Genomic DNA, 21,965 nt, shown 5'->3' on the forward strand with positions numbered 1-21,965 from the left:
GATTTCTTCTCATTTCCACTTCAGCAGGGGAAATCCCGCTCCAAAGGCGGACGCTTCGCTCCCTCTGCTCCGATTCCGCCCTCCTCCGCTGCAACGCTCGCCCTGGCTTTTTAAAGGCTTATTGCCTTCGCTATGCTCGCTGGGCAACTTAAAAAGCATCCTTGCTCGTTACTTCGTTAACTCGCTGAATAAAAGCAAGGCTAACTCGCGTGCAGGCGCTGCGGTGGGCGGATCGGGCTGTGGGCCGCTGTTGGCTCGGGATTTCTTTTTCATTTCCCCTCAGCAGGGGAAATCCCGCTCCAAAGGCGGACGCTTCGCTCCCTCTGCTCCGATTCCGCCCTCCTCCTTTGCTCCCTCACCTCAAATACATTTGCAGCGGCTGCAGGCGCAGCTCGCGGATGGCTTCCGCTACCTGCATGGCGAGGCGACGGGCACCGCGCTCCTGAAAATGCGTGTTATCCTCCACGCCTGCTGGGAAGTTTACATACTCACCCGGCAGCACCCACATGAAGTCCTCCTTGCTGCCTTCAATGCCCGCTTGCTCGAACAGAATGCGGCTTCGCTCAGCCAGATCAATCAGCGGTACCCCTTCCTCTTGTGCCAGCTCACGCACGGCGACGATATAATCGCCATGGGTGTCGGTCAATGTTCCGTCATCAGCGAAATAGCGCCGATGCACGGGTGTCACGAGCACCGGATGAGCCTTAGCTTCGCGGGCGGCATCGATATACTTTTTCAGATATTCCTTATATGTTGTGAAAGGCTCCGTTCCCCGGTCAGGGTCCGGCTTCTCATCGTTATGTCCAAATTGAATAAACAGAAAATCTTCCGGTTTCATCTTCTCCAGAATGGCATCCAATCTGCCTTCATTGATAAAGCTTCGGGAACTGCGTCCAGACTGGGCATGATTATCCACAGCAACATCATGTTTGAACTGTGCGGGTAACAGCTGCCCCCAGCCACAGTATGGATATCCACTTTCCGGCTGATCTGTCACTGTAGAATCACCAGCGAGAAATACTGTCATCGTTTGATTGGCAAGCGTGATCTCCAATGCATTAATCCGTGGTGCAGGACCGGAGAAGGATAGTCGGAGCTTCCCGCCACGAACCACAACCGAGAATCGAACCTCTGCACATTGCCCAGGAAGTGTACGTATGGTTGGCAGCATCAATCTTCCCTCTCCGGCTTTGACTCGGGTGATCGTCTCCGCCAAGTCATCCCCTGCAGTTAACAAAACCTGATAGGTTCCATCGGGAACTTCAATGATGAAAGATGCCTTGAGTGGAATACAAAAGCTTGAACGCAATCGGGCAGACACATTGGCCTGCCCTTGTTTGCCGTTGTTAGTCTGACTGGTATCCGATACTTCGTCTTCACTTATCCGTTGCTTCTCATACACAAGGGAGCCGGATTCAAAACCGTATCCCCCCTGTTTTTCATATGCGGTGCTGGCAGTTACTTTCAAATAACCATCAATCTCACCTGTACTGCCAGAGTCCGGTCCAAAATTGAACTTCCAATGGGTAACGGCCTCTTTACCGCCCTCTACCATTACCTCCGTGGCAACGGCCTGACTACCCTGGGCCTTATTCAATAAGAACAACCTCCTTGTTCAACATGCTAATCCAGGTTTGGATCCAGAATGAATACCGTTTATCCTTTCAGTCCACTGGTGCTCATGCCCTGTACAATTTGTTTCTGGAAAATAAAGAACACGGCTACAACAGGTACGAGACTCACAATGGACATCGCGAACATCGCTCCCCAATTGGAGGCAGACTCACTGTCCAGGAACATTTTCAGCGCCATGGAGACCGTATATTTATCCGGCGAGTTCAGATACAATACTGGACCGAGCAGATCCTCCCATCTCCAGTAGAAGGAGAAGATCGCAGCCGTTGCGAGTGATGACTTGATGAGCGGCATAATAATCTGTACATACAGTCTGAACTTGTTACATCCATCAATGGTAGCCGCCTCATCCAACTCTTTCGGAATTGTACGAATGAACTGAACCATCAGGAAGATAAAGAATGGCATCCCGAAGAACGTAGGTACAACGATCGGCAGAATGGTATTCAACCAGCCAAGCTTCGTGAAGATAATATATTGGGGTACAAGTACAACGTCATGCGGCAACATCAGAGTCAACATCATCAGAGAGAACCAAAAGTTACGTCCTTTGAAGTTGAGTCTGGCAAAACCAAAGGCGATCAGCGATGAGGATAACACGGCACCAATCGTAGAGATGACCACAATAACAAGTGAGTTGGTGATGTAATCCATAAACGGTCTTCCGCCTGCGCCTTTCCAGCCATCCGCATAGTTACTCCAGATCCATTCCGTAGGGAACAAGGACTCGGCAGTTACGAAGATAGTACGACTTTCTTTGAATGAGCTGAAAAGCATCCATAGAACGGGATAAAGCATCAGGAGGGCCAAAGCTGCAACGAACAGGTGATAGATGGGCCATTTCACATTTCTCCAAACCATCGTTACTTCCCTCCTTCGGATTCATAAAACACCCAGAACTTGGATGTCAGGAACACCGCGACTGTGAGTATACCGATCATAATAAGCATGATCCAGGCCATGGCCGAAGCATAACCCATGTTGTTAAACATAAACGCCTGACGGAACAGATACAGCGAGTAAAGCATCGTACCGTCCATTGGACCACCCTCGCCTTTAGAGATGATATATGCAGGTACAAAGGTCATAAATGCACCGATCGTTTGCATAATCAGGTTGAACAGAATGATTGGACTGAGTAGCGGTAAGGTGATACCAAAAAATTTGCGTACCGGGTTGGCACCATCCACACCTGCTGCTTCGTACATCTCGGGAGAGATATTTTTCAGACCGGCGAGGAAAATAAGCATGGAAGATCCAAACTGCCAAACAGACAGCGAAATCAGCATAACCAGAGACGCATTCGGGTCACCAAACCAGCTGATAGGTCCGATTCCGATTGCTGTTAATGCACTGTTGATGACACCCTCATTACTGAAAAGGTTACGCCACATAATCGACACGGCCACACTACCACCGATAATGGACGGTAGGTAGTACAAGGTACGATACGTTCCGACCATACGGGATCCCGTATTCAGGATCATGGCTACGAAAAGCGCGAAAACCAGCCTTAGAGGGACACCAATAAACACATACAGGAACGTTACTTTAACCGAATTCCAGTACTTCGGATCATCAAAGAACATTTTGGTGTAGTTGTCCAGCCCAATCCACCGCGGAGAGGTGAACAGGTTATAACTCGTAAACGACATGTATAGGGATACAAACATCGGAATCAGCGTAAAGCCCAGAAAACCGATGATGAAAGGACTAATAAAAGCATACCCGGTTAAGTTTCTGCGCAACGACGAATATTGCCTCAACGGAACGAACCTCCTTTATTGATCTGCTTGCTTACCACAGCCTTACTTCGGGCTACTGGACGGGGAAAGGCCCTCGCGTTATGCGAGTAGCCCTGTTCCCGTCCATCCCGGTATTGGGATGAGCAAGCGATCATTCAACTGTTATTTATTGTTGGCAAGAACCGCCTCGGCATTTTTGCGGAATGTCGCTGCTGCTTGTTCCGGTGTAACCTTACCAAAGTTCAGTTCCTCTACGACATCCGCAAGAGATGCGATTACTTCAGGTGAACCAACTGGTGGAGGCGGGCTCATTGGGGAGGCCTTAGGCTCCATGGACGCTACGAATTCAAATACCTGTTTCGTTGCATCACTCAGCTCAGGAGCGATAGCCTCCTTGATTTTGCCCGAGATCGGCACACCGCGCTCGCCTTTGATCAGTTTGTTAGCTTCCACATCGTTCACCCAGAAATCGATGAATTTGGCCGCTTCTTCCTTCACTTTTGAATTCGAAGTAACAGCCCAGTACATACTTGGTTGCATGTAAAGTCCTTTTTCCATATCAGGTCCAGGCATAGGAGCGAATTCCAGTGGACGATTGGCAACCTGTTGTACGGCTACGAATTGGTTGGACCATTGCCAAATACCAACTCCTTTTTCCTTGACCAAATCGGATTCCTCGATGATACCTTTCGTCTGGTTAGCCAGATCCGGGGAAGGCGCTGCACCCTGCTCGATCATCCGGCGCATGAGTCCGAAGAACTCAACGAATAGTTTGTCGTCATCATATCCAAGCCCCGTTCCTTCAGCATTGTAGAGGGACAATCCTTTGGTACGCAAGAAATAGTGGAAGAAGATATCCGGCGCTACGCCCCCGTCCAAAAGAGTCCTTTGGCAGCCGTTTGTTTGCCAAGCTCTTCATACGATTCCCAAGTCATATTTTCGGGAATGGCATCCACACCCGCTTTTTTGAGCAGAGCCGGATCATACTGGAAACCCAGTACGTTAACACCGGCAGGTACTCCATATTGTTTGCTGTTGATAACGCCTGTGCTGATAACGTTCTCGGATACATCGTCCACTTTAATCTGGTTTCCGAGGTACGGGGACAGATCTTCGAGCTGTCCATTCTGTGCATATTGGCTGATGTAGGAAATATCCATCTGAACAATGTCCGGCAGTTGGTTCGCTGCAGCTTGTGGAGCGAGCTTTTTCCAGTAGTCATCGAATGAAGCGTATTCCACATCAATTTTGACGTTCGGGTTTTTCTCTTTGTACAAGTCAATGACCTTCTGTGTATATTCGTGACGTGCATCCGATCCCCACCATGCGATACGAAGTGTTACCGAACCATCCCCAGATGATTCGCCCGATCCTCCGCTGCTGCTGCATGCCGTTGTTAATACCAGCAATGCCGCCATCATCAGGAATATCGCCTTTTTCACCATGCCAATCTCCCCTTTTATGTTGAAATGGTTGTGTGAACGAGTTATCTTCCACTTTCTGATAACGCTTTCACGAACTTTATATTGTCATTTTCGCAAATGTCGGACCAGAGTTGAATACACAAAACCGTCTTGTTGGTTCAAAAAACAGAGGAGGACAACTGCACCTCTATCGGCACTGTTAGTCCCCCTCATATATCGAATAGATGATCGTCAGTCAATTGTTATAAGCCAGTTCTGCGGAATTCGGTAGGTGTCATGCCGGTCCACTTCTTGAACACCTGACTAAAATATTGTGAGTTCCCCCCAAAGCCAAACAATTCGGCAAGCTCAAAAACCTTCACATCTCCACCTCTGCGAATATGGTCGCAGGCACGCTCAATGCGTAAACGATTCACATAATTGGAGAAGTTTTCTCCCGTCACTTTTTTGAATATCTTGCCGAGATAATCCGGATTCATATATAACATCTGATGGGCAACCCCATTAAGAGAGAGATCAGCTTCGCCATAGTGGCGATCCACAATATCCATCATCTTCTCTACGGCAGAAGACTGACGGCTAATATGATTTTTGTAGTAACCGGAGGTTAACCGGGCTGCGCTGCTGGCGACAAAGGATTTTAAGCCAGACAATGTGTCGATATGGGGCAGTTCTGCCATACGCTGGGTAAATTCCGTCGCCTCCTCGGGAGGACAGACATGAATCATTGCGGAGTACAACTGAACCACATACGAACGAGTAATCCCAATCTCAAGCTGCTGACCGGACAAAAGCTCGAACAGGCGATCCACTTCAGCTGCAGCTTCTTCCGTATTGCCTGACTTAATCAACTGACAGAGCTGCTCTGCGTCTTGTTCAACATGTACCCCATCACATTCCCCGGCCAGCTCCAGATCACTTTTGGTAATCAGCTTGCCTTCGCCGATAAAGAAGCGGTGGTTCAGGCATTGCAGTGCCTCACGGAACAAACGCCGGGACTGAATCATTCGATCTGCTTCGCTTAGGGCAGCCGTAACTTCCAATTTATATAATCTGGTGAAAGCAGCCCGCACTTCCTCAATGCTCTCCTTCAGACCAACCGGATCGGCATAATCCCCCAATAAAATTAACAGTTTGCCTTCAATGGTAGTGCTTAACAGAACATGGAGCAGTAGATCACTGGCAATGTTTTTGATTGCAAATAGATGACTATAATCATGTTCATCCGCAATCCGGAACAGCAGCAGCCGAACTTCGTTATCCTCTAGCTCCAGATCAAACAGCTCCTGATAATACTCCAAATCAACCGGACCATAGGTTTGGTTCGTCATAAACTCCAGCAGGAACTGCTCCTTGACATGTGGTAGCACTCGCTGCAGCCGCTGTTTCATCTCTCCGGCGACATGTTCCTTTACCTGGGCATCCTGGTGTTCTTGAAGCAACTCGGACAAGGCATCGTGAATCTGGTTCTCGTTACACGGTTTGAGCAGATAATGTTTCACTCCATATTGCATGGCCCGGCGAGCGTATTCGAACTCTTTGTAGCCAGACAACATGATAAAGCGAAGTCCAGGATAAGCTTCGGAAGCTTTTTCAATGAGTCCAAGACCATCCAGGCCAGGCATTGAAATATCTGTAATGATAATATCCGGTTTGGAATGACCGATTTTATCCAGTGCTTCAATTCCGTTTCTCGCGGTATCCACCAGTTCCGTTCCCGCTGCAGCCCAATCCACGACTTGCGAAATCCCCTCCAGAATGACACGTTCATCATCTACGAGCATCACTTTGTACATCGTCATCGTCCTCTCTAATCCAAGGTATTCTGATCGATACTACGGTCCCTGATCCGGGATTGCTGCTCATGATCATTTCGCCTTCTTCGCCGAAGGTCAATCTGATCCGTTCTTTGATGTTCGACAGTCCGATCCCCTGTCCCCTCGTCTGTACGCGTCCCTCTTGCAATTGCTCCAGAAATTCGGGAGTCATACCCGGACCATCGTCCTCCACCTCAATTACAACGTTGTCTCCGTCTGCTCTCGCCCGAATCCGAATACGGCAAGGTTCTATGCTTGGCTCCAATGCATAATGAATGGCGTTCTCTACCAATGGCTGCAGGGTTAACTTCGGAATGCGTGCAGTGCCCACTTCAGGCGCAATATCCATGTCAAAATCAAGTCTTTCCTCGAATCGCGTGTGCTGGATCGTCACATAACTGCGGACAATATCCAGTTCCCTTTCCAAAGTAATCCACTTCTCGGACATGTTCACTGAGCTTCGCAGCAGAAATCCGAGAGCCTCAACCATTTCGGAGATTTGATGCTGCTTCTGCACTTTGGCAAGCCAGTTGATTGATTCCAGTGTGTTATATAGAAAATGTGGATTAATCTGAGCCTGAAGCGCTTTCAATTCGGTCTCTCGGATCACGAGTTGCTTCGCATAATTCTCGTCAATGAGTTCGCGTATACGCTGTACCATCATCTTGAACGTGCGATGCAGCAACCCCACCTCGTTCTGCGAAGATGCTGGGACATTGCCCAGCGCTGCTTCCTCCAGCTTATCCAGATCGCCTTTTTCAATATTGCGCATCTTCTTGATCAACTGGGCGATGGGCTGTGTAATGCTGCTAGAAAACTTGGCTCCAAATATAAGCGCCGCCAGGAATATCATGATAAAAATAACAGTCACCAGCTGTTTGACAAACTGGATCTGCTTAAACATTTGGTCAAAGGGCGTCATGTACAGATACACCCAATTGGTATACGGAGAATTCGCACGGGCGACGAAATTTCTTCCCTGCTCAAACATGGCTATCCCATAAGGCTGAGTGCGCTTTAGCTCAGACTCAATTTCAGATTTACTGACCGTCGACTCTGTTGGGTAGATTACTTCCCGGCCATCTGTAATTAATAGCTGTGAATCCTCTGCCGGGTGCTGCATCTGATCCTGAACAATTCGATCCAGTCGTACACGAATAACCAGAGTACCCAGCTTCTCCAGCGTGAATGCTCCACCGGTAAAAGACTTTACCTGTCTAACCGACAGTAATCTGGCTTGTTGGTCCCCGCCTGTGTACCAGGCATTGGAGCCTGAATATTGCTGTCCCAAAGCAACCAATTCTTTTTGCTTCTTCTCGGAGATCCCTTCACGGTTTCCAGCTGCCATAATATTATTATCATTATCGATAAAGATCATGGAATAGACGTATTTCTCTGAACCTGCATATGCCACCAGTCTGTTGGTAATTTTTTTGCGCAAGCCATTTTTCTCATATCCTGATTCAGCCTTATCCAACTGAAGTAGATATTGCTGAAGAGGCTCGTCAGACATAACCTTGAAGGATAGATTAGAGATCTCACGCAGTTGGTTCTCGATGCCCACCGAAGACATATTAAGTACCTGTGAAGATTTCTCATAGATTTGTCGGTCATAAATACCGAACACATACCCCAAGACAGATACATAGAATGTGAAGCTGATCATCATCAGTAGTCCAATGAGGAGAATGGTTTTATGATGAATTGGTAATTTCGTGAAAGCGTTTTTAATTCTACTCATCCAAAGCGCTCCTTTGGCTCGCGAAGGGTGCTGTCATTCGAAACTGTTTTCGATCTACTGTAAGTTATTTTCATATTTACACATCCATGGTCAGATGACAAGTCATATTTATGCAACATTTTAGGTCATTTTCGAAGGTGTGTCTCTTTGTACTTGCATGAAAACAGACGCAAAAACAGCCAGTTTCCCTGAAAGGATCAAGGAATCTGGCTGTTCGATATCATGCTAAATAGTGTATAAAAGTACTACTTATTGTTATGGATTTACAAATACCGTTTTTAACTTGGCTACATACTGGACATCAAAGCCAAGACCCTCGGCTACCATGGCGAGAGGTACATACGTTTTGGATTCTGTACCCACCTTGCTCAGGAATGCGGGTGTATCCACGGCTACAGATGCACCATTCACCTGAACAGCCGTTGCACCAATCTTAACAGCAACCTTCCGATCTCCGTATGTAATCGTTGCGGTTGAGGTTTTGTTATCCCATACCGTGGTTGCGCCCACGGCATTCACGATATCCTGGATCGCCACAAAGTTCTTACCATTGCGGTTAATTGGTTTGTACGGTGTATTCAGCGTTTTACCACTGACGATGATATTCATCGGTTGGCCTGCAGCAGGAGCCGTCAGTTTGGTGTAATCGCCCCAGATTGTTTCTGCGAACACTTGGGCAATCGCTTCATATCCGAACTGATTCGGGTGGAAATCGCGGTCTTTAATCATATGAGTCATCGTGCCTTCACCGCCAACAAACTCCTTGGCGACATGAGCGACTTTTACATCAATCCCTTTAGCGGAAAATTCAGTCGCAATTCCATCAATGGTCGCAGTAAACCCTTGGGAAGCTTCCATCAGTTTCGCATAGAGCGCTTTGCCAGCTACTTCAGGCATGGGTTGGTACTGGTCTGCGATTACGATTTTGGCATTAGGATTAATCTCATAAATATCATTGATAACTGCGCTAACATTGGCTGTATAAGAAGATAGCAATTCCTTCACTTTGGCTTCCAGTTCTGCATCACTCAACTTATCTGCTGAACCGAGCAACTCGGATACATCGTTCCCGCCAATTGTGATGGCAACGAGATTAGCTCCAGCTACACTCTCCCGGATGACAGCAATATTGGCTCCAACTTGTGCCGCTCTTGGATCAGGAAGGCTCGGCTGAATAGCTTCGGAAGTGAGCGCTTTCCCTTCTTTAATCGCATCTGCAAAGTTTTTCAAACCACTGCTCTTCAATCCGGCAATACCATAGTTGTCCACCTGAGTACGTCCGTGAAGCAGACCTTGTTCCTGCAACCGTTCTACATAACCGTATGGCAGTTCTTTCAGGTTCGGCTCATACCCTACAGTGATGGAATCCCCCAATGTGACGAGGCGGAAATCCTTGGTTACCGCTACCGCATCTTTCTGTAAAGGCAACGATGATGTTACGCTTCCCGCTGGTAACGTATTGCTATCTGCAGCATGAGCAGACTGTGCGGATGATGCCAAAATCAGCATCCCTGCCAGCATACTTGCCGTTAATCCCGCGGCGGTACTTCTCCATATGCGTCTACGCTTCATTCTTAGAACACTCCTTTTTTCTCGTATCTATATAATAAAATATAATTACATATTACACTCTTCACTTCGATGACAGAAGTTCGTGTAACTCTATTCTAACATTATTAAAGGGGTGTTGTCGTCTGCACCCCTACCCGCACGAAAAACAGACTCCCAAATTTGGCAAGTCTGTTATCCGTTGAGTATAAGCAAGATGTCCACTCGTTAAGACTTTGATTTATTCGGGTCGGTATCCGGTTTGTTCCCGGCAGAACGCTCTAGGTAATGATCGTAGCGATCATCCACCTCACGTGCCATGTCCCGGTACTTCAACGTTTCTTCAACAATCGGATCCCGTTCTGTCTGAATGCGAACCTCGTACTTGGGAGGAATCAGCTGACGTTCACGTTTGTCAGCATCGCCGGACTCCTCCATGTCCCCTTCAGTCAGCATATCACTCAAACGTCGTTCCAGTTCTTTGGATTCATCCATTGTTGTTCGCTCCTTCAGTAAATTTTTACTCCAAACCTGTTGCGTTTGCTTTCTTCAGCACATCTGTCAGTGCATCATGAATCTTGCCATTGCTGGCAACCACATGACTCACGGACAGTTGGTAAGGCGCTCCCACGGTATCGGTAACCTTGCCGCCGGATTCCTCAACCAGCAGTGCACCTGCGGCGATATCCCATGGCTTCAAACCAACTTCGGTATAAGCGCTGAGGCGCCCCGCTGCAACATATGCCAAATGCAGGGCAGCAGAACCACCCGCACGCAGACTGCGTACTTGCGGTGCAAGCGCCTGAACAGCGGCCATATTGATCGGCAACGCGTAGGTTGTATCCGCTGGGAAACCAACCGCGATCAGGCTCTGTGCCAGTTCCTGTTCACCCGATACAAGCATCCGGTTTCCGTGCACGTAAGCGCCTTTTCCTTTTTCCGCAACAAACATCTCGTCACGGGAAGGATCGTAGATTACCCCTACAATCACCTCACCGTTATGGGCCAAAGCGATGGATACCGAATAGAACGGAAAACCGTGTACAAAGTTCGTCGTTCCGTCCACCGGGTCCACAATCCAGAGAAACTCTTCTTCCTCAGCTTCTTTCAGTGCCTTCGCTGATGCTTCCGGTCCCGGTTCCACGCCTTCTTCACCCAGAATGGCATGATGGGGAAAATGCGTCAGAATCAGGCGTCGGATCATCTGTTCCGCACCTTTATCGACTTCAGTAACGAGATCCTGCGGCGAATACTTGGTTCCGGGCTCTCCCACAGTTCCGAGACGGCTCTTGATCCACTCTCCAGCTTTGGAAGCTGCATTAATGGCGACGGCAGTATAGCTTTTGCTTGTCACGACATAAGGTGTTTTTTCCTTCTCATTCAAAGCGTTCACTCTACTTTCTATATCAATCTACGAAAAATTAAAATACTTGTTAAAAGTATACGCCCCGAGGGTCGTAAAGTTTCTCGTTGCCCAGGCCCCTTTTGGCGCTACGGATGAATGATAACCGTTGACTCGTCCACCCACTCCACACCCTCTTCGTGATAGAATGCTAGTTTCTGCATCAACTGCACCAGAGCTTCATCCTTGCGTTTGGCCTCAATCATCACATCAAGGGCAGGCGTATCTGCTGCAATATGACGTAAAAAAGCGAGCAATGGTTCCACCTCAACCCCATCCGCATGTCCTCGCAGGTCCTTCTCACTCTTTGGACTGGAGACGTGAATTTTGGGCGGTAACGGCTTGTCTGCCGGTGAATCCGCTTGAGCAAGCGGGGACTCCCACGTCTTCAATATATCCGGCCAAAGATCCCACGGCTGTTCGCCTTCATTGTTCACCCATTGATGGTGGATATCCAGCACCATGGGCAGCCCCATACGTTGACATACCGCAAGGGTCTCGGGAGCATTGAACGTTTTGTCATCATTTTCGAGCGTCAGCCGTTCCTGAATATCCCGATCCAGCTTTAGAAAATTTTCTTCAAAACGTAGCGCTGCACTAGGCTTGTCCCCGTATGCACCACCAATATGTATATTGTTCTTGGCAGTAGCATTCAGCCCCATGGCATCCAGCATACGTACATGATGACGAAGGTCGCGCATGGAGTTCCGCAGCACTTCCTCCCGAGGCGTACTGAGGACCGTAAAATGATCCGGGTGGAAAGACACACGCATCTCGTTCTCCTTCACAAAATCGCCAATCGCGGCAAAATCCTGCTTAAGTGCGGGAAACGGGTCCCAATCACTGAGATCCTCATGCGTTGCCAGCGGAATTAATTTGGAAGAGAAACGATATACATGAATATGGCTTCCTTTGTTGTGTCTGAGCAAGCGTAATGTATTATGCAAATTCTCGGCCGCAATCCGTTCAAGCTTGCGAATTGCCGCTTCCCTATCATCAATTTTCTTAAAGCTGGACATAGTCATCGTCCGGGAAGGTGAAGCATTCTCCACAAGCACAGACATTGCCACATAGCCAAAACGTACGAGCATGAATTTCTTCCTCTCTATTAGGGCGGGATTCCTTCCCGGCATATGAAGCCGGCAGTCTTCCCTTCACTTTATATAACCAAGTTTTACCCTAAAAGAGTGACCATAATCGTGTTTGGACAAATCCGTCCATTCGTTCGGGTACACATGTAACAAACTACCCCTGAGCCTGTTCACCAAAGAACATCTCGTCCGCGAGAGCAGTCTGAATGCGTGATTCTTCCTCGTTCAGTTTACGGATCAATTGCATCTCCACTTCGGTCACTTCTTGACCCTGGAAGTTAATCTCAGCAATGGAGACTACGATTTTTACGATGGCTACGGCCACGTTATCCGGTGTGTAAGCAATGACTTTCTGTCCGGTAGGAAATACGCGAAAACCTTGTTTTACCATTTTGCCACGGCCGTATTCAAGCAACTCGAACAGCTCTTGTTCATTCTTGAACTTGCACACGGAATTGAATTCGGTCTGAAATCCCATTCATACCCCTCCTTATAATGTCGTCCTTAGGCTACGCGTGTACGCCGTTCTCGTAGTTCAGCGCCTGCTTGCGGTTGTAGCGTTCCAAAGCCAGCTCAATCATACGATCCAGCAGTTCGGCATACGATACGCCCGTCTCACGCCATAAGAGCGGGTACATGCTGTATGGTGTGAAACCAGGCATGGTGTTTACTTCATTAATAAGCAATGCCCCATCCGATTTGCGAATGAAGAAGTCTGCACGGGAAATACCATTGCCTTCAATCGCACGGAATGCCTGCAATGCGGCCTCGCGGATGCGATCTGCGGCTTCCGGGTCTAGCGGAGCAGGGATCAGCATCTGAGACTGACCATCGATGTATTTGGCTGCATAGTCATAATATTCACCGGAAGATACGATTTCTCCTGGTACGGAAGCCATCGGTTCGTCATTACCGAGCACACTGACTTCAACTTCTCGTGCCTCTACAAACTCCTCAATGACTACCTTTGTATCGTATCGGAGAGCGAACTCAACGGCTTTCTTCAGTTCATCCCGGTTACGCGCCTTCGAGATCCCTACGCTGGAACCGAGATTGGCCGGTTTAATGAAACACGGATAGCCCAGTTGATCTTCCACCTGCAAGATCATTTCATGTTCGGTCTGCTTCCATTGAGTTGCGTTAAAATACGTAAAGGCACATTGGTCGATTCCGGCCTGCGCGAACAGTTTCTTCATGACCACTTTGTCCATGCCGCCTGCCGAAGCGAGTACACCTGCGCCAACATAAGGCATATCCGCCATCTCGAACATCCCTTGAATCGTGCCATCCTCACCAAACGTACCGTGCAGCAGTGGGAACATGACGTCCATCGCCTCTTCTCCGCCATATAAACGGCCGAACAGCGCGTTCAGCGCTTCCTGAGTTCCGCCCGCCGCCTGCTCCAGCTTCAAATCTTCAATCTGCGCGAATGGCGCGTGCATGACGGATCCTTTTTTCCACGTCCCCTGCTTGGAGATATAAAACGGAACCAGTTCATACTTCTCATAATCAAATGCGTTCGTTACAGCAAACGCCGTTTGCAGCGACACCTCATGCTCGCCTGACTTTCCGCCGTAAACGACGCCTACTGTTAATTTATCCATACTCATGCGTAACCTCCGATTATCTGTGCAATGATACTGCCATGTCTGTCATGTTCAGCACCACTTTTTATTCTGTTATCTAGACTTATTTTACACGGAACCGGATGTCCACGTCACCGAATCCCGTAAAATCTTTGACCATCAAAACTCATCTGCAATGTGAAAAAGCCGGTACACCGTCCGCTCGTTCCAAGCGTAAGAATCCCGGTAATCCCAAAAACGGTGGCGACTGCTGACTGTATGTGCGTTCACAAGCGGCATACCTCCCGCATCAAAAGCGGTCACAACGGTACTGTGCTGAAACCTGCCGTCCCCGTCCCAGTCGTAAAGGATTACATCTCCCAGCATTAACTGCTCTGGACGATCCACTTCGGTTGCTGACAATCCCCAGCTGCTGCCGGATAAATAACGCTCCAAACTATTGGACACGGCCCAACTGTAACTCCACATTTCAGAGCCATTCACATAGCCTTTGTACCACCATCCTGCTTCTCTTTTACCAGTATAGTGGATGGGTGCTTCCCCTGCAAAGAGACATTGGGACACATAATTGGTGCAATCTACTTCGAATTCCTCAAATGCCGGGTTTCCCGCATTCCACCACCGGTCCGCGTAGGCGACAGCCAGATCTCTGCGGTACAGCTGCTGCCTCGATCTCCTCCCCTGTCCCAATACTTCTCGGTTAAGCAGCGGCCGATTCATCGCCTGTACAAAATCGGCTTGTTGAAAAGGACGGCCCTCTCCTACCGGACGACGCTCCGGCACTTCACGTTCTACACGTGCAATGGTCCAAACTCCACCTTGCCTAAGAAAGGTCAGGCGTTCCCGTTCAATCCGGTCTTCCCGATGGGTCAAACCATTCTTCTCATAGAACAGCCTGCTGTACAATTGTACATCGACAATCGATTCATCTGCCCCATCCATAAGTGTCCGCACAAGCTTGGCGCTGGTCTCACTGCGAAGAGGCACGGCCCGCCGCTTGCGGTACCATTGGTCCAGTCTGGCCATCCGCTCTCCCCGTTCCATCACAAATTCCGGATCGGTGACAATCCGTTCGCTTGTCTGTGGGCGGTAGTCGATCTCACAGCGATTATACTGGTTCACGTAGGTATATAAGGCGCTCTTCCATTCGCGTTCCAAGCCTGTGTCCCCCTTTGGCATGAGTTCTGTCCGGAATGATCCATTGCATGAAAACTCTTTTTTATTTATATGAGAGAATTTCGGTTGTATGTGTCTGGTTCTGTTTTGAAGCCTTATTATGGGGGATAATTCGTACGGAAGAGATCGCGTCCGTTCCCATTAATTGAGAACGCATTCAATCTCTCAATAGCTTGGCTGGACAGGCAAAAAGCCCTTTACGTACGGAGCTGAAAACGTTATACTTAAAACTAAAGTTACGATTATGAAATTACGTTTCACCTAATGAAACCATCGAACAAGGACACGGAACGATGAAGGCCTGTTCTTCACCTAAATGAACGTTTTCTTCATCTCACCGACACATTTTAAGGAGGTACATGTATGTCAGCCAAGAATCATTTCTCCGCGGCCCGCAGTCTTGAGGTCGGAGGCAAGTCTTATCGCTACTACAGTTTAGATGCTCTTCAGGAAGGCGGCTACGGCGACCTTTCCAAGCTTCCTTTCTCCATTAAAGTGCTGCTCGAAGCAGCTATTCGTCAATTCGACGGACGTGCTATTACTGAAGAACATGTAAAACAACTGACCGGCTGGGCAGAAGGCCGTGACAATAACAAAGAAATTCCATTTATTCCTGCACGTATCGTTCTGCAGGATTTCACCGGTGTACCCGTGGTCGTTGACCTTGCTGCAATGCGCGATACCGTGAAAAAAGCAGGCGGCGATCCAAAACAGATCAACCCACTCGTACCTGTCGATCTCGTTATCGACCACTCCGTTATGGTTGATGCATTCGGAACGAACGATGCACTCGACTACAACATCAAGGTTGAGTTCGAGCGTAACGAAGAGCGTTACCGTTTCTTGCGCTGGGCACAAACGGCATTCAATAACTTCCGTGCAGTTCCACCATCCACAGGGATTGTTCACCAAGTTAACCTGGAGTACCTGGCTTCCGTGGCTGCAACCAAAACCATTGATGGCGAAACTGTTGTATTCCCGGATTCCCTCGTAGGAACGGACTCCCACACCACCATGATCAACGGACTCGGCGTTGTTGGTTGGGGTGTTGGCGGGATCGAGGCTGAAGCAGGTATGCTGGGCCAACCGCTTTATTTTGTTACACCGGACGTTATCGGTTTCAAATTGACAGGCAGCCTGAGCGAAGGCGCAACGGCAACGGATCTGGCACTCACAGTTACCCAAATGCTGCGTAAAAAAGGCGTTGTCGGTAAATTTGTCGAGTTCTACGGACCGGGTCTTGGCAACATCAGCCTGGCTGACCGCGCAACGGTAGCCAACATGGCTCCAGAGTACGGCGCAACAATTGGTTTCTTCCCTGTTGATAGTGAAACACTGAACTATATGCGTAATACCGGCCGTACCGACGAACAGGTGGATCTGGTTGAAGCTTATTACAAAGCTCAAAACATGTTCCGTACTGCGGATACGGTTGATCCTGAGTTTACAGACGTGATCGAACTGGATCTGGCATCCGTTGTTCCAAGTCTTGCCGGACCAAAACGTCCACAGGATCGCATCGAGCTGACTCAAATGAAAGAAGGATTCAATAGCATTATCCGCACGCCGATCGACAAAGGTGGATATGGTCTGAGCGACGAGAAAATCGCTGAGAAAGTGCCTGTGAAACACCCTAACGGTTCAACTAGCGAACTGAGTGCTGGTGCTGTCGTTATCGCGGCAATCACTAGCTGCACTAACACATCCAACCCTAGCGTTATGGTCGGAGCGGGTCTGCTTGCGAAAAAAGCTGTTGAACGTGGTCTGACTAAACCTGGCTACGTGAAAAGCAGCTTGACTCCAGGTTCCCTCGTTGTTACCGAGTATCTGGAAAAAGCAGGTCTGATTGAATATCTCGACAAACTCGGATTCAACGTTGCCGGGTATGGTTGCGCAACTTGCATCGGTAACTCTGGCCCACTGCCAGACGAGGTAAGCGAAGCAATCGCCGAGAATGATATGACCGTAGCGGCTGTATTGTCCGGTAACCGTAACTTTGAAGGTCGTGTGCACGCGCAGGTCAAAGCCAACTATCTGGCTTCTCCGCCACTCGTTGTGGCGTATGCTCTGGCGGGTACCGTTAATATTGATTTTGCAACCGATCCAATCGGTTATGATACCAACAACGAACCTGTATTCCTGAAAGACCTCTGGCCTAGCTCCGAGGAAATCAAGGATACCATCGCTAGCTCGCTGAATGCACAGATGTTCCGCAACAAATACGAGAACGTATTTACAGCTAACGAACGTTGGAATACGATTCCTGTACCGGAAGGCGAATTGTATGAGTGGGATCCAAACTCCACGTACATTCAGAATCCACCATTCTTCCAGGAGCTTGGCGACAAGTTGACTGATATCGCAGATATTCGTTCCGCACGTGTTATGGCATTGCTTGCTGACTCCGTAACAACGGATCACATCTCGCCAGCGGGTAATATCGCACCATCCAGTCCAGCTGGGCTGTACCTGAAAGAACATGGCGTAGAACGCAAAGACTTCAACTCTTACGGCTCCCGTCGTGGTAACCATGAAGTTATGATGCGTGGTACGTTTGCAAACATTCGTATTCGTAACCAAGTGGCTCCAGGTACTGAGGGTGGTATTACGAAATACCTGCCAACAGACGAAGAAATGTCCATCTACGATGCTTCCATGAAGTATCAGGACGAAGGACAGAACCTGATCGTTATCGCTGGTAAAGAATATGGTACAGGAAGCTCGCGTGACTGGGCGGCAAAAGGAACATTCCTGCTTGGCGTCAAAGCCGTTATCGCAGAAAGCTTCGAGCGTATTCACCGCAGTAACCTGGTGGGCATGGGCGTAATGCCATTGCAATTCCAGGAAGGTCATGGCTGGTCCAGCCTCGGTCTGAATGGACGTGAAACGTATGACATCACAGGTCTGAGCAATGATGTGAAACCAGGACAAGAACTGACGGTTACCGTAACTCGTGAGGACGGCACCAAGTTCGACTTCCCTGTTATCGCTCGTCTGGACAGCATGGTTGATGTGGACTACTACCATAACGGTGGTATCCTGCAAACCGTATTGCGTCAAATGATGAAAAAATCTTAATCGCATTGATATTTAATGCAATTAAGTTATACAGAAAGCTCCCCGCCACGTGCGCTCTGCACGGTGACGGGGAGCTTTTTTTATTAATATACCAAAGGCTATGTAACGCCTCTACACTTTCTTTTAATGTCCAATGTAATGAGATGCTTGATCCAGGGATTGCAGTATGGCCATGACCACAAACAGACAGGACATTATGATCAGTGTGTACCCAATCCATCTGAAGGTAATTTGATTGTTGTTGGTTCCATCCTCTGACGAAGAATGAGTAACATAACGTGGACGAACGATAAACACCATTCCTGTGCCAATCATTAGAACAACCAAGAAAATCATCAAATACTTTCCCTCCTTACACCCGACTCTGATTGGAATTATACTCTTTTTTCGCAGTGCTTGCTGTTCCTCCCACAATCATACGTTTCAGACCGATAAGCATGGTATATAGGACATAACCAACCATTCCACCAACAGTGTTCAACATAAGATCATCCACGTCGAATATGCCCATGCCCGTCAATAGCTGTGTCGCTTCAAAAACAAAACTTAAGAGCAAGGAAAGTACGAGTACTTTGGCCCCTGACAACAGCTTGTTCCCCATCAGCACTGGAATGAAAATACCCAGTGGGATAAAGGCCATGACATTGCCTAACAAATGAATTGCGGTACCTGGACGATGTAACGACAGGCTATGCCAGTCTCTCGAGATTTCCTGAAATGGCGTCAGATTAACAGTTCGCGTATGAATCAGATCCGGCTGCTGCGCGATCGCCATAAGTTGAACCCTCACAATGTTCCAATCCACCGTGTGTCCCTTGAATAATATCAGCTTGGTTAGCAGATACAGATAGACGATCAATGCCGCGACCCAGATCACCTTCATGTTGAACTCTTTTGGTTTCATATATGAACCTCCACGTATTTCTTGTTGTTTATTCCTCCACCGTCACGACAACTCCCTTCATGTTGTCTCCCGATATCTCATATTGACCATGCTCAGGTATATTAATGGTCTCATCTTTGGATGCATCGTAATAACGTATAAAATAATGCTCGCCCCCGACTTCAGCGGAAATGCTCTTTTTCTGCTGCAGCAGCTCCAAATATTGCTCCAATACCAGATGATTATGATACATAATGGCGCTGTGCGGCAATCCCACATAGCGGAAATGCCATGGTTCGAATTGGATGCCGGTGATGTCTACTTTATCCTTCGGGTAACGCAAGATGAATCCGAATTTCCATGCATTCTTTTCAAGCCAGGCTCCTTCTGGTGCTTCACTCATAGCAGCCAGCGTGGAGCCAATATCCATGGACAAGCCCAGGTTATGTTCACTATGTCCCGCGGGAAGCGCATAGTCCGATCCCTTTTCCTCATACAGTTGCTCCTGTTTCGTAAAGTCCCGATAGCCACTGCTAATAATGAAGTATCGTACGTCATCTTTCCCAGCAGCTTCAACCATCTTCTGGAACGCTTGCGCTACGTACTTTGACAACATAATATTCTGATCCAGCAATCCGTATCCCCGGATTAGTTCATGTTGTTCAGCCAGATTGACAATATCGGTTCTAATTCCCTCCGCATGAACGGGATACTCCGAATTGACGAGCAATAAATTCCCTTTATGTACTTGATTCTGCATATCCACATGAATTGTTTTGGTATAGCCTGCACGAATTTCACCCGTATCCTGAACTTCCAGATTCGCCTCTTCCTTCTGTTCAAACAGGGCGGGTGACTTGGAAAAGATATATCCCAGTACAATGATACAAATCAAAAATCCCCACTTTTTCATTCCATGCTCCTCCTTTACCTCGTCATTCAAGGATAGAGAAAACTAGTTAAAAAAAAGCAGGGCAATTCTAAAGTTTTTCTTAAATTCAGTCTTTTACTTCATTCTAGTGCTGGCAACCGCACTTCAAATACGGTCCGTACGATATCACTTTGGACCGAAATAGACCCATCATGCTGCTCCACAATATTTTTGGCGATAAATAGCCCCAGACCTGTTCCACCTTCCTGAGGTGTCCGTGCACGATCTCCGGTATAGTACATATCAAAAATATGAGGCAGATCATCCGGATGAATATGTCCCCCATAGTTCATGACCTGAATGATAACCTGTCCTGCATCACGGTGCCCATGGATATCCACATAAAGACCATCTGTACCATGACGCGCTGCATTGATCAACAGGTTCTCAAACACGCGGGCAAGCACCTCACCATCGCCGAAAATGGTTAACTCGGAATCGATATGCAGTCGGGTGACCAGGTGGTTCTTTTCAAAAACAGGGTACAGCTCTTCGTTCATCTGCCTTAGCAGTTCACTAAGATCAAGTTTCTTTTTTTCAATCGACAACATACCATAATTCATCCGTGTAATCTCAAACAAATCATCGATTAGTTTCTCAAGACGCTGGGATTTGGCAAAAGCAATCGCTGTAAAATGTCTGACCTGCTCCTCCGTCAGCTGATCATCCTTCATCAACAGATCCAGATAACCCAATACTGATGTTAGCGGGGTACGTAAATCATGCGCCAGGTTTACAACCAGTTGGTCCTTGCTGCTCTCCGCAAAATCTCCCCGTTCTACCGCTTCCCTCAGTTTCAGGCTCGCCAGATTGATATCCTCAGCAATCGCGCCCAGCTCGTCCTTCGTCGAAATTTGCACACGGTGCTGGAAATCACCATTTGCGAGTTGCCGGATACCTGTGGAGATATTTTTGAAGTAGGTAACATACGGCTTGGTAAACCAGAAGAAAAACAGGATGGCAAGCGGTATAAACAAGATGAGGAAAAAGTAAATATCTCCTATACTTCTCATAAAGTGACGATATTCCGCTAACTGATCTTCCGCACGCACACCAGTGTAATAGTATTGCATCACTTTATATACTCCAAAGGTAATCGCACCAGATGCCAACATGCTTAAACCAAGCAACAGAATCATGGTCGTTCGAAAACTTCTGCGTTTATTCATTAAACGTGTACCCCACACCCCAGATCGTTTTGATAAACTTGTTCTTGCCCACATCTTCGCCTAGTTTCTTGCGAAGGGTCCGAATATGAACCATCACGGTATTGCCGCTCTCATAATAAGCCTCTCCCCACACTTGTTCAAAAATGCTCTCCGCACTGAACACCTGTTTGGGATGACTTGCGAGCAGATACAAAATGTCAAACTCCTTCGGTGTTAACTCTACTGGCTTGCCATAAAGAGTGACACTATGTTGATCTGGCGAAATAATGAGCCCGCCTTTCTCCAGAATGGAGCGCTGAATCGGTACAGACTGGCTGAATTGAAGTGAACGACGCAGCTGGGAATTGACCCGCGCAACCAGCTCCATCGGGTTAAATGGTTTCGTCATGTAATCGTCTGCGCCCAGCACGAGCCCGGTGATTTTGTCCATATCCGAGGTTTTGGCGCTTAGAAAAATGATAGGCAGGTGATACTGCTCCCGAATTTTGCGGGTTACCTCATATCCGTCCATACCAGGCATCATAATATCCAAGATGGCCAAATCTATTGCTTGTGTCTGAACGGCTTGGACCGCCGCTTTCCCATCAAATGCCTTGATGATGTGATAACCTTCTTTTTGCAAGTGCAATGCAACCAGATCAGCGATCTCAACTTCATCATCTGCGATCAAAATCGTAATACGCTTCATTGCTTATTCCACTCCTATATGTGATGCTCAACAATATAACATATCTGAATC

Annotated in this window: 17 protein-coding genes and 2 pseudogenes; 1 reads left to right on the top strand and 18 read right to left on the bottom strand. The window is 48.0% G+C overall.

Features of this window, described 5'->3' with window-relative positions; translation table 11 throughout:
• Positions 1–355: 355 nt before the first annotated feature.
• The 13 genes and pseudogenes from ACR1R9_RS23880 to ACR1R9_RS23940 form a co-directional block, all read right to left on the bottom strand.
• Positions 356–1,555 (bottom strand): rhamnogalacturonan acetylesterase, encoded by a 1,200-nt coding sequence (locus tag ACR1R9_RS23880; RefSeq protein ID WP_433923660.1) that lies wholly within the window; start codon positions 1,553–1,555, stop codon positions 356–358.
• A 101-nt stretch (positions 1,556–1,656) separates the two neighbouring features.
• On the bottom strand, positions 1,657–2,496 hold the full coding sequence (locus ACR1R9_RS23885; RefSeq protein WP_024633028.1) for a carbohydrate ABC transporter permease: 840 nt from the start codon (positions 2,494–2,496) through the stop codon (positions 1,657–1,659).
• Positions 2,497–2,498: 2 nt separating this feature from the next.
• Positions 2,499–3,401, bottom strand: a complete 903-nt coding sequence (locus ACR1R9_RS23890; protein ID WP_076292266.1) for a carbohydrate ABC transporter permease — start codon at positions 3,399–3,401, stop codon at positions 2,499–2,501.
• A gap of 141 nt (positions 3,402–3,542) precedes the next feature.
• Positions 3,543–4,825 (bottom strand): annotated as a pseudogene (locus ACR1R9_RS23895) (ABC transporter substrate-binding protein).
• Between the two features lie 221 nt (positions 4,826–5,046).
• Positions 5,047–6,600 (bottom strand): response regulator transcription factor, encoded by a 1,554-nt coding sequence (locus tag ACR1R9_RS23900; protein ID WP_433922502.1) that lies wholly within the window; start codon positions 6,598–6,600, stop codon positions 5,047–5,049.
• Entirely contained in the window at positions 6,575–8,362 is a 1,788-nt protein-coding gene (locus tag ACR1R9_RS23905; protein WP_326064114.1) for a cache domain-containing sensor histidine kinase, read from the bottom strand. The genes ACR1R9_RS23900 and ACR1R9_RS23905 overlap by 26 nt, the downstream gene beginning before the upstream one ends.
• A gap of 255 nt (positions 8,363–8,617) precedes the next feature.
• Entirely contained in the window at positions 8,618–9,934 is a 1,317-nt protein-coding gene (locus tag ACR1R9_RS23910; protein ID WP_433922501.1) for a stalk domain-containing protein, read from the bottom strand.
• Between the two features lie 204 nt (positions 9,935–10,138).
• Positions 10,139–10,405, bottom strand: a complete 267-nt coding sequence (locus tag ACR1R9_RS23915; RefSeq protein WP_433922500.1) for a hypothetical protein — start codon at positions 10,403–10,405, stop codon at positions 10,139–10,141.
• A 25-nt stretch (positions 10,406–10,430) separates the two neighbouring features.
• Positions 10,431–11,294 carry an inositol monophosphatase family protein gene (locus ACR1R9_RS23920; RefSeq protein WP_433922499.1) on the bottom strand — a complete coding sequence of 288 codons (864 nt, stop codon included), beginning with the start codon at positions 11,292–11,294 and terminating at the stop codon, positions 10,431–10,433.
• Between the two features lie 107 nt (positions 11,295–11,401).
• Positions 11,402–12,403 (bottom strand): UV DNA damage repair endonuclease UvsE, encoded by a 1,002-nt coding sequence (gene uvsE / locus ACR1R9_RS23925; RefSeq protein WP_099858743.1) that lies wholly within the window; start codon positions 12,401–12,403, stop codon positions 11,402–11,404.
• Between the two features lie 154 nt (positions 12,404–12,557).
• The gene (locus ACR1R9_RS23930) at positions 12,558–12,881 is read right to left on the bottom strand and encodes a hypothetical protein (protein WP_053779624.1); all 324 of its coding nucleotides are present in this window, start codon (positions 12,879–12,881) and stop codon (positions 12,558–12,560) included.
• A gap of 31 nt (positions 12,882–12,912) precedes the next feature.
• The gene (locus tag ACR1R9_RS23935; RefSeq protein WP_076290475.1) at positions 12,913–14,013 is read right to left on the bottom strand and encodes a D-alanine--D-alanine ligase; all 1,101 of its coding nucleotides are present in this window, start codon (positions 14,011–14,013) and stop codon (positions 12,913–12,915) included.
• 135 nt (positions 14,014–14,148) lie between these two features.
• On the bottom strand, positions 14,149–15,147 hold the full coding sequence (locus tag ACR1R9_RS23940; protein ID WP_373561765.1) for an amidase domain-containing protein: 999 nt from the start codon (positions 15,145–15,147) through the stop codon (positions 14,149–14,151).
• Positions 15,148–15,528: 381 nt separating this feature from the next.
• Between ACR1R9_RS23940 and acnA the strand changes: the two genes are divergently transcribed.
• Complete coding sequence (gene acnA / locus ACR1R9_RS23945) at positions 15,529–18,243, top strand: aconitate hydratase AcnA (RefSeq protein WP_076290477.1); 2,715 nt, start codon at positions 15,529–15,531, stop codon at positions 18,241–18,243.
• 123 nt (positions 18,244–18,366) lie between these two features.
• Here acnA and ACR1R9_RS23950 read toward each other — a convergent pair whose 3' ends face one another.
• From ACR1R9_RS23950 to ACR1R9_RS23970, 5 genes and pseudogenes are all read right to left on the bottom strand, one after another.
• On the bottom strand, positions 18,367–18,582 hold the full coding sequence (locus tag ACR1R9_RS23950; RefSeq protein WP_175382187.1) for a hypothetical protein: 216 nt from the start codon (positions 18,580–18,582) through the stop codon (positions 18,367–18,369).
• Positions 18,583–18,595: 13 nt separating this feature from the next.
• A complete protein-coding gene (locus ACR1R9_RS23955) occupies positions 18,596–19,147 on the bottom strand; it encodes a VanZ family protein (protein ID WP_175382186.1) in 552 nt (183 codons plus the stop codon).
• 231 nt (positions 19,148–19,378) lie between these two features.
• Positions 19,379–20,039: pseudogene (locus ACR1R9_RS23960) on the bottom strand (M15 family metallopeptidase); the annotation flags it as partial.
• A gap of 98 nt (positions 20,040–20,137) precedes the next feature.
• The gene (locus tag ACR1R9_RS23965; RefSeq protein WP_099858745.1) at positions 20,138–21,226 is read right to left on the bottom strand and encodes a HAMP domain-containing sensor histidine kinase; all 1,089 of its coding nucleotides are present in this window, start codon (positions 21,224–21,226) and stop codon (positions 20,138–20,140) included.
• Positions 21,219–21,914, bottom strand: coding sequence for a response regulator transcription factor (locus tag ACR1R9_RS23970; RefSeq protein ID WP_076290482.1), 696 nt, complete (start codon positions 21,912–21,914; stop codon positions 21,219–21,221). Before ACR1R9_RS23970 ends, ACR1R9_RS23965 begins: the two co-directional genes overlap by 8 nt.
• Positions 21,915–21,965 lie beyond the last annotated feature (51 nt).

The sequence above is a fragment of the Paenibacillus taichungensis genome (assembly GCF_050994985.1).
GTDB classification, from domain to species: domain Bacteria; phylum Bacillota; class Bacilli; order Paenibacillales; family Paenibacillaceae; genus Paenibacillus; species Paenibacillus taichungensis.